Origin of the sequence: Sandarakinorhabdus glacialis (assembly GCF_014643455.1) — a bacterium.
Classification (GTDB): domain Bacteria; phylum Pseudomonadota; class Alphaproteobacteria; order Sphingomonadales; family Sphingomonadaceae; genus Sandarakinorhabdus; species Sandarakinorhabdus glacialis.
Genome location: NZ_BMJM01000022.1, coordinates 1 through 9,385 on the forward strand (window position 1 = coordinate 1; position 9,385 = coordinate 9,385).

Sequence of the window (9,385 nt, forward strand, 5' to 3'; positions counted from 1 at the left end):
ACCCATCGCACCGTCGCTAACATCAGTGCAAACACCAGTGCTTGCACCGGTGCTACCTCGCGGCACCCGTCAAACCAGGCAAGGCGGCCTTCACCGTAGGCGTACAGGGTATCAGCGTCACCGGACGCAGTTACAGCGGCGGCTGGTGGGATTGGCTTTCGCCGTTCTCGCTGCTGACTGGGCTGTCGGTGGTGCTGGGCTATGCCTTGCTCGGGGCGTGCTGGCTGATTTACCGGACCGAGCACGGACTGCAGGACAAGGCCTTTGAGCTTGCCCGTATTGCCGGCCTTGCAACCATCGCTGCGCTCGTTGCGGTCAGCTTGGCAACGCCGTTTCTCAACCAGGACTATTACAGTCGCTGGTTCGAAGCGCCCGGCATCTACATAGCGGCGCCGGTGCCGATCCTCGTTGCCATCGTGGCCCTCGTCTTCGTACGAGCGCTGGCGCGGCGCGCCGAAATCATGCCGTTCCTACTTACGCTACTAGTTTTTCTGCTCAGCTTCATCGGTCTCGGTATCTCGATGTTCCCGTGGCTCATTCCGGGCGAAGTGACGATCTTCGAGGCAGCGACCCCAGAGAACAGCCAGGTCTTCATGCTTGTCGGGGTCGGCATCATGTTGCCGATCATCATCGCCTATACGGCATATGCGTACTGGGTATTTCGCGGCAAGGTCGGGCATGATGGCTATCACTGATCGCACGCGGCGCTGGTTGTGGTTCATCGGCGTGTGGGCGGCGGGCGTGGCGACAGTCGGGGTCGTTTCGTTGATCCTGCGGGCGTGGATCGGCGAATGATTTGTGGCACGATCGTGACGCCAGCCTTGCGCGCACCACCACCCTTGTTATAGACGCGCGCTTCACTCCTCAGCGGGCGTGGCGGAATTGGTAGACGCGCTGGTTTTAGGTACCAGTATCGTAAGATGTGGGGGTTCGAGTCCCTTCGCCCGCACCAGATCGACCGCCGACCTTCGAGAAAAGAACGAGATACAGACATGCAGATCGCCGAGACGTTGAACCAGGGCCTTCGCCGCGAATATTCGCTGGTCATACCCGCGGCTGCTCTTGCTGCGCGCGTCGATGCGCGACTCGCCGAAGTTTCGAAGACGATCCGGATGCCGGGCTTTCGCCCCGGAAAGGTGCCGCCGAACCTTGTTCGAAAGATGCACGGTGAGGCACTCCGCGGTGAAGCCTTGCAGGCTGCCGTCAACGATGGCGTCCAGCAATTGCTTAGCCAGCATCAGCTGCGCCCGGCGAACCAGCCGCAGGTCGACCTGCAAGGCGAAGTCGCCGAAGGTGCCGATGTCGGGTTCAAGGTCGCGATGGAAATCCTGCCGACGCTCGAGGACGTAAAGATCGACGACCTGGCGCTCGAGAAGCTGGTTGTCGGCAGCGACGAAATTGCCGTCGACGAAGCTATCAAGCGCCTGGCCGGCCAGCAGCAGCGGACCGAGGCCGCGGCCCCGGCGTATGAGGCGAAAACCGGCGACACGCTGGTCATCGATTTTGAAGGCCGCGTCGACGGCGAACTGTTCGATGGCGGCAAGGGCGAAGGCATGCGCGTCAAGATTGGTTCGGGATCGCTGATCCCGGGCTTCGAGGACCAGCTGGTCGGCGCCAAGGCCAACGACGAGCGTACCGTCAAGGTGAGCTTTCCCGAAGATTACAATGTCGCCTATCTCAAGGGAAAACCTGCGGAATTTGCAATCGTCGTCCAAGCCGTCGAGACGCCGGTCGAAGCGGCGATCGACGACGAGTTTGCCAAGAACTTCGGTATCGACAGTCTCGATGCGCTCAAGGAAATCCTGAAGGAGCAGCTCGATTCGGAACTCGGGTCGCTGACTCGCACGCATATGAAGCGCAAATTGCTCGACACACTCGCGAGCCGTCATGATTTTGAAGTTCCCGAGACCATGGTCAGCAGTGAATTCGACCAGATTTGGGCGCAACTCGACCAGGAAGCAGCGCAGGATGCCGATCCGGCTGCAGCGCGTGCCCAGCTCGAGGGCGAACGCGCGGATTATCGCCGCATTGCCGAACGCCGGGTCCGCCTCGGGCTGTTGTTGAGCGAAATCGGACAGCGCAACAGCATCACGGTCAGCCAGGCCGAGATGAACCGCCTTATCGGGCAGGAAGCCGCGCGTTACCCCGGTGAGCAGCAGCAGGTCGTGAAGTTCTTCCAGGAAAACGCCATGGCCGCAGCCCAGCTGCGTGCCCCTCTGTACGAGGACAAGGTCGTCGATTTCCTGCTCTCGAAGGCTGAGGTCACCGAACGCAGCGTGACACGTGCCGATCTCGAAGCAGCGATCGAGGACGAGGATGAAACGCCAGGTTCGGCGCATATTCACGACCATGCCGGTCACGATCATGCGGGGCATGTTCACGGACCCGATTGCGGTCACGACCATGCGCCGGTGAAGGCCAAGGCGGTCAAGGGGAAGGCAGCGGCCTTTGCTGCCCCCGAGGCTGAAGCGGTTGCCGACGTGCCGGTGAAAAAGGCGGCAAAGGCCAAGGCAGCAAAGGCCGAAGCCGCTCCTTCCGAGCCGGTCGTCGACGTTGCGGCCCCGGTTGCGGAGGCCGCAAAGCCCAAGCCAAAGGCCGCAAAGAAGGTGGCCGAGTAGCTGCCGATGGTCGCCAACTGGTGACCGGACGAATTTGAAGGGGCCGCGGTTCTCATTCGAGGATCGCGGTTTTTTCGTTTCTCGTACCGCGGCTATCTCGATGCCGCGGTACGATCAATTACCCCTCTTGAACTTCGTCGCCAAACGTCCGACGTTGCAGTGACACGGAAAGGTTGTTCATGCTCGATATTCACGCCGGTCTCATCCCCATGGTCATCGAGACCTCCAATCGCGGAGAGCGCTCGTTCGACATCTATTCGCGCCTGCTGCGCGAACGCATCGTATTCGTGACCGGGCAGGTCGAGGATCACATGGCCTCGGTCATCGTCGCCCAATTGCTGTTCCTGGAATCGGAGAATCCGAAGAAGGACATCTTCATGTACATCAACTCGCCGGGCGGTGTGATCACTGCCGGCATGTCGATCTACGATACGATGCAGTATATTCGTCCGCGGGTCGGCACGGTTTGCGTCGGCCAGGCAGCCTCGATGGGCAGCTTTCTGCTCGCCGCCGGTGAGCCGGGCATGCGCGTTGCGCTCAAGAACTCGCGCATCATGGTGCACCAGCCTTCGGGCGGGGCGCAGGGCCAGGCGACCGACATCGAGATCCAGGCGCGCGAGATCATTCGCGTCCGCCATGCCCTCAACGAACTTTACGTAAAGCACACGGGGCAGGACCTCGACACCATCGAACGTGCGATGGAACGCGACAAGTTTCTGAGCGCCGACGAGGCCAAGGTGTTCGGCCTGATCGACGAGGTTGCCGAAAAGCGGCCGTTGCCGACCGACGGTGACGCGCTCAAGGCGGCATGACGGAACAGATTTCAGGGGATTGCGCCCTGAATCCTGTGATAGCTGCCGATTGCGGCTATTGTGCCAATGTTACAATTCAAAGCACCGAGCCCTTGCCGTGGACGTATATCCACAGCTACACTGACGGGTGCTGACGAGAGGAAAGCCATGACCAAGCTGAGTGGGGGCGATTCAAAGAGTACGCTCTATTGCAGCTTCTGCGGCAAGAGCCAGCACGAGGTGCGCAAGCTCATCGCTGGCCCGACCGTATTTATCTGCGATGAGTGCGTCGAACTTTGCAACGATATCATCCGTGAAGAAACCAAGACGGCGCTGGTGAAAAAGGCCGGCGACGTGCCGACGCCGCGTGAGATCTGCAAGGTGCTCGATGACTATGTGATTGGGCAGAACCACGCCAAGCGCGTGCTGTCGGTTGCCGTGCACAATCATTACAAGCGCCTGAATCATGGCGGCAAGGGTTCGGAAGTCGAACTCGCCAAGTCGAACATTTTGCTCGTTGGCCCAACGGGTTGCGGCAAGACCCTGCTCGCCCAAACGCTGGCGCGCATTCTCGATGTGCCGTTTACCATGGCCGATGCGACGACCTTGACCGAAGCCGGATATGTCGGTGAAGATGTCGAGAATATCATCCTCAAGTTGTTGCAGGCGTCGGATTACAACGTCGAGCGGGCGCAGCGCGGGATTGTCTATATCGATGAAATCGACAAGATTTCGCGCAAGGCCGACAATCCTTCGATCACGCGCGATGTGTCGGGCGAAGGCGTCCAGCAGGCACTGCTCAAGATCATGGAGGGCACCACGGCCTCCGTGCCGCCGCAGGGCGGGCGCAAGCATCCCCAGCAGGAATTCCTGCAGGTCGATACGACGAATATCCTGTTCATATGCGGTGGCGCGTTCAACGGCCTGGATCGGATTATCGGTGATCGCCTGCAGGGCAAATCGATCGGTTTCGGCGCGCATGTCGCCGGGCCGGACGAGCGCCGGGTCGGTCAATTGTTGATGAAGTGCGAGCCCGAAGATCTCCTGCGGTTCGGCCTGATCCCTGAATTCATTGGCCGTTTGCCGGTGATCGCAACGCTTGAGGATCTTGACGAGCCGGCGTTGATCAAGATCCTCACCGAGCCGAAGAACGCTTTGTCGAAGCAATATGCCCGCCTGTTCGAGATGGAGGGCATGAAGCTGACCTTCCAGCCCGATGCCTTGGCGGCGATTGCGAAGCGGGCCATCGAGCGCAAGACGGGTGCTCGCGGGCTTCGTTCGATCATGGAATCGATCCTGCTCGATACGATGTTCGAACTGCCTGGGCTTGAGGGCGTTGAAGAAATACAAGTCGATCAGGATGTTGTGGCCGGCACCAAGCAGCCGGTTCGCCTTTTGGTCGCCGACAAGGCGGCTTGATCGTCCAGAGTTAGTGCGTGATGGGCACTGGGGCCGCTTCCGAGAGGAGGCGGCCTTTTCTTTGCGTCGTGATACGTCAGGGCAAGGATAAATGGCGACTACGGGTTCGGAAGACTCTATAATGTCGGCTCAACCGGATGGGAGCGCTGCTATGGCTAAGGGACAGGCTAAAACGAACAAGGAAACGCGCAAGCCCAAGGCAGAAAAGCCGAAAAAGCAGAATGCTTCCAATCCGTCCACGAAGTAATAATAACTGGTTTTAGGCGGCGATCCGAATAACGGACGCAACCCGCAACGTTTAGTGTTGCTATTGTGCAACGCAGCAGGGTGATCCTGAACTTTTGGGGAACCTCAGGGATAGAGATTGGTTTTGCCGTCGACTGGTTGGTGAAGCAGGTGAGCCTGCCCCGACAGTGTCGACGGGTTCAATAACCAAGGAATTCATAGTGTTGCGTATAACTCGTTCGACCATGGCACTTGCCATGGGATTGTCGCTTTGCGTCGCTGCTCCGGCCATGGCTCAGGATGCTCTGCCCGCCGGTACGCCGACCGCGCCCGACAACAGCCGTGCCTTTGGAATTGAGCCTTATCTTGGGATTACAGGGGCTTATCATAGCTTCGATCGGACCAGCGAGTTCGGAACGAATCCGGTCAATGGCCGGATGAATGGCTGGCTGGTCGGCGGCGTCGCCGGGATCAACATTCCGCTCGGACCCGTGTTTGTCGGTGTCGAAGGTAATGCTTCCAAGGGCTTCAACGATATCGACTGGGAATATGGCGTTCGCGGTCGCGGTGGGTTCCGTGCCGGCGATACCGGCATGATCTATGCTTCGGCAGGATATCAGTGGGTTAACGGTAAGACCGACCGTGGTTTTGCCGATAACAAGGACTGGATCTATGGTGTTGGCGTTGAAGTCGGCCCCAAGGATATTGGTCTGGGCGGGATTACCGGCGAGGCGGGGCCGCGGCTGCGTTTCCAGGCCGAGACGTATGATTTCGACAGCATCCGGCCGAGCGTCGGGGTGATCTTTCACTTCTAGTCGGGCGAAAAGGGGCCGTCGACGGTATGTCGGCGGCCCTTTGCCGACATGTTTCGAGCCCGTGGCCGGTCCGTGGCGGGTATGTTTGCACCCTGGATCGGGACTTTGGGAGCATGTGCGGGGGCACGGCCTTTCCAACACGCCGCAATCGTTCACAAAAGTCGCATCGGCCCGTCATGAATATTCGGTAATCTAGCGATGGTCTTTAACCATTAAAGGGTTCCAGCATGTCCTATCTTCGTCTTGCGATCGCTGCGGTCGTCGTCGCCGCTCCGTCCAGTGCCGCGGTCGCGACTCCGGTCAGCGCGGTTGCGACCAACACTTTTCCCTTTTGGGGCGAGTATCGCGCGGAGAATTTGATCAACGGCAGCGGGCTGACCGATGGCCTTCACAGCAACAGCTATCCGGCGATGTGGATGACCGACCTGGGCGTCAATACCGCAAGCATCACGTTCGTCCTCGGTGCGCGGTACACGCTGACCAGCGCGACCATCTGGAATTACAATTTCGGCAACCCCGCCGAGTTTCAGTCGACGATCCTGCGCGGCGTGAAGGACTTCAAGCTGTTCGGATCGACCAACGGGGTCGATTATTCAGAATTATTCGGAGGAACGCTCGGCCTGGGAACCGGGCAGCCGCTGGCGGGGCAGACCGTCTCGTTCGCCGGCGCGGCGCGGTTCATTCGGCTCGACATCGTCAACAACTATGGCCAAGGCACTTATGCCGAGCGTGACTGGAACACCGGGCTGTCGGAAGTCCGTTTTGCCGGCGCCGTGCCGGAGCCGATGACCTGGGCGATGCTGGTTGCCGGGTTCGGCCTGACCGGCGCTGTCATGCGCCGCCGTACGGCAGTGCTTGCGGTCTGAGGATTGGACCACCCCGGCCGTTGGCCGGGGTGGTGTTTTCGTTCAACCTGCGATCGAAACAGATCGGCAGCGATAGTGCCTTACACGCCGAGCGGATTGCCGGGGCATTGGGCGCCGACGCCGCCGAGCAACGCGCCGGGGGCCGTGCGGCAGTGGGGGGCGATGGACCCGTTCCTGCTGGCATCGGGCGACCAATTCCGGCCAGGCGCACCGCCGGCGCTGGGCAGCGAAGCCTATGCCGCGGCGTACAACGAGGTGCGGGAGATCGGTTCGGCGACGAGTCTGTTACGGACGGCCGACCAGTCGGCGGCTGCGACGTACTGGGTTACGGCGACCTGGCCGGGGCCGTGGTTGCGGGCGGCGATCGATGCGTCGGAAGCGAGCGGCAATTCGATGATCGACAATGCGGCGCTGTTTGCGCGGATGAACGTCGCGATGGTCGATGCGACGGTCGGGATATTCGATGCGAAATATACTTTCGACTATTGGCGGCCGGTGACGGCGATCCAAAACGGCGATCTGGATGGCAATGCGGCGACGGTGCAGGACGCCGGGTGGTCGTCGTATGTCGTCACGCCGCCGCACCCTTCGTATGTCTCGGGGCATTCGGCGATTGCGTCTTCGGCGGCGGCGATCCTGAGCGATGCGTTCGGGGATGCGGCGCCGCTTTGCATTGGCTGGGCATCGCTGGACCGGTGCTGGGGGAGCTATACCGCGGCGGGGGAGGAAGCGGCGATGAGCCGGCTGTGGGGCGGCATCCACTGGCGGTTCGATAACGAGGCGGGGACGGTGCTGGGGCGGTCGGTGGCGGACTGGACGCTGGGGCAGACGGCGTTCGCGGCGGTGCCGGAGCCGGGGAGTTGGGTGATGTTGGTTGTGGGGTTTGGGTTGGTTGGGGGCGTTATGCGGAAGAGGGGGGCAGCGAGTGCTATGAGAGGCACTGGTACTCGTGCATCAAGGATATAATGCAGATATTTTGGTGCACAGCGAGGTCCGTGCGCTGCCAAGTGCAAACCTACGTTATGCCGTCGACAATGAATGCCACAGGGATCGTTGCTTACAAAGATGCGTGATTTTCGGGGTAGCATCATACATAATTAACAGTGTAGAAACCTTACGTGGTAGAAAAGGTTCTCTATGGTTCCGAAAGTTAAAACCCAACGCGTCTCCCAAATATTTGGAATTGGGCGAACTCAACCCACCCTAGATTTCGTTGATGTCGATATTTTAACCGACACGCCGGTATTCATTAGCCCTCGCGCCCTTGCATTGGATACGTCAGAATGGGGAGATGGGTGTGTCGCCCTAGTTCAAAGCTTCTTCCAAACGATCCTAAAAAGCATTAAGGCGGGCAACAATGCTCATGCGGAGAGTCTGCTTCGGTCTTTGAGAGAGCCTAACGAGACCCATCTAGGTCTTTCGAGAGGCGAATCAAGGGGTCGCTCCCTTGGTGAGGGGACTGCTCACGACGTTTGGAGTGCTCTTAGTCAGAGCACGGCAGTAAGCACAGGGCTGCTAAGAGATTTAGAAGACACAGTTCTGATGATCCATGGTATCGGCGTGGACATAGTTTCCGATATGACGACGAATATCATCCGTGGTCCTCTTATTGCCTACACGCAACAGCAGGCCCACCGTTATGGTATTCCGTTAAGCGAGGGAGTGCCGTCCGGTCCAATGTGGGATGCTGGAAGACTAGAATGGACCTCGCAATTCGTCCAACTTCCAATGACATCGCGAGGAAAACTTCTCCTCGTGCCAAAATCTGTTGTGAGAAGGAGCCTGCAGTATAATCTGCAGGAATACTATAGGTGGTATATTCTAGAACATCTAAAAGCTGAGGAGCTTGAATCGCTTGGTTCTCTAGTCTATTTGCTTAAGGATGGAACGCCACGTGTTAACATCGGCGACCTTAAAGAAAAGTATGGAACAACCAAATCGACGGTTATTGAGCAGGCGCTGAGAAATCCAGTCATACTTGATAAGTATAGGAGCGAAAAAAACGAAGAACTATTTGTTCCTCTTGATCATGGTGACTTATCGGATCTTGGCGGTACTGCTCCAATCGACTGGACCGGTCTTCTTGAAGCCGTTACTTCGTTGGATGTGGGGCGGGAGCAAGCTTCGTCATATGAAGACGCGATTGAGGCGCTTATCTCGGCGCTCTTTTATCCCGATCTAACTAATCCCAATCCACAAGAGCGCCAGCATGATGGCCGAAAACGAGTTGACATAACATATACCAATATGGGGATGTCGGGCTTCTTCCATTGGTTGTCGAAGCACTATTCCTGCGCAAAAGTCTTTGTCGAATGTAAAAACTACGGAAATGAAGTATCGAATCCGGAACTAGATCAATTATCAGGAAGATTCTCTCCAAGCCGTGGACAGGTTGGAATAATTGTCTGTCGCCAGTTTCATGATAAAAAACTTTTTCTCGAGCGCTGTAGAGACACCGCAAAAGACAATCGAGGCTATATCATTGTGTTAGACGACGATGATCTCAAAGAACTAGTCTTCTCTCGTCGCGCTGATGCAAACTTTAAGTAATTACTCACCCGTACCAGCTATCAGGCGGTGACGGCACCCAGGATGGTGTGGAATGGAGTGCGTCCCGCGAGACGCGCAGTGTCAACGGTGGTGCGCAAGGC

9 protein-coding genes and 1 tRNA gene are annotated in these 9,385 nt (G+C 58.4%); all 10 read left to right on the forward strand.

All coding sequences use genetic code 11. The features are described from left to right. Positions 1 to 41 precede the first annotated feature (41 nt). Complete coding sequence (locus IEW98_RS15710; protein WP_188764422.1) at positions 42 to 695, forward strand: cytochrome d ubiquinol oxidase subunit II; 654 nt, start codon at positions 42 to 44, stop codon at positions 693 to 695. Then, positions 679 to 795 (forward strand): DUF2474 family protein, encoded by a 117-nt coding sequence (locus IEW98_RS15715; RefSeq protein WP_188764425.1) that lies wholly within the window; start codon positions 679 to 681, stop codon positions 793 to 795. Before IEW98_RS15710 ends, IEW98_RS15715 begins: the two co-directional genes overlap by 17 nt. Before the next feature lie 72 nt (positions 796 to 867). Next, positions 868 to 952: transfer RNA gene (locus IEW98_RS15720), tRNA-Leu, on the forward strand. A 40-nt stretch (positions 953 to 992) separates the two neighbouring features. Beyond that, a complete protein-coding gene (tig, locus tag IEW98_RS15725; protein ID WP_188764427.1) occupies positions 993 to 2,618 on the forward strand; it encodes a trigger factor in 1,626 nt (541 codons plus the stop codon). Positions 2,619 to 2,797: 179 nt separating this feature from the next. Then, complete coding sequence (gene clpP / locus IEW98_RS15730; RefSeq protein WP_188764429.1) at positions 2,798 to 3,430, forward strand: ATP-dependent Clp endopeptidase proteolytic subunit ClpP; 633 nt, start codon at positions 2,798 to 2,800, stop codon at positions 3,428 to 3,430. A gap of 147 nt (positions 3,431 to 3,577) precedes the next feature. After that, positions 3,578 to 4,828: an ATP-dependent Clp protease ATP-binding subunit ClpX gene (gene clpX / locus IEW98_RS15735; RefSeq protein ID WP_188764432.1), complete on the forward strand. Its 1,251-nt coding sequence runs from the start codon at positions 3,578 to 3,580 to the stop codon at positions 4,826 to 4,828. Between the two features lie 470 nt (positions 4,829 to 5,298). After that, entirely contained in the window at positions 5,299 to 5,868 is a 570-nt protein-coding gene (locus IEW98_RS15740) for an outer membrane protein (protein WP_188764437.1), read from the forward strand. A gap of 227 nt (positions 5,869 to 6,095) precedes the next feature. Further along, complete coding sequence (locus IEW98_RS15745) at positions 6,096 to 6,734, forward strand: PEPxxWA-CTERM sorting domain-containing protein (protein ID WP_243450820.1); 639 nt, start codon at positions 6,096 to 6,098, stop codon at positions 6,732 to 6,734. Positions 6,735 to 6,809: 75 nt separating this feature from the next. Continuing rightward, positions 6,810 to 7,700: a vanadium-dependent haloperoxidase gene (locus tag IEW98_RS16625; RefSeq protein WP_188764434.1), complete on the forward strand. Its 891-nt coding sequence runs from the start codon at positions 6,810 to 6,812 to the stop codon at positions 7,698 to 7,700. 171 nt (positions 7,701 to 7,871) lie between these two features. Continuing rightward, positions 7,872 to 9,284: a DUF8370 family protein gene (locus IEW98_RS15755; protein WP_188764435.1), complete on the forward strand. Its 1,413-nt coding sequence runs from the start codon at positions 7,872 to 7,874 to the stop codon at positions 9,282 to 9,284. Positions 9,285 to 9,385 lie beyond the last annotated feature (101 nt).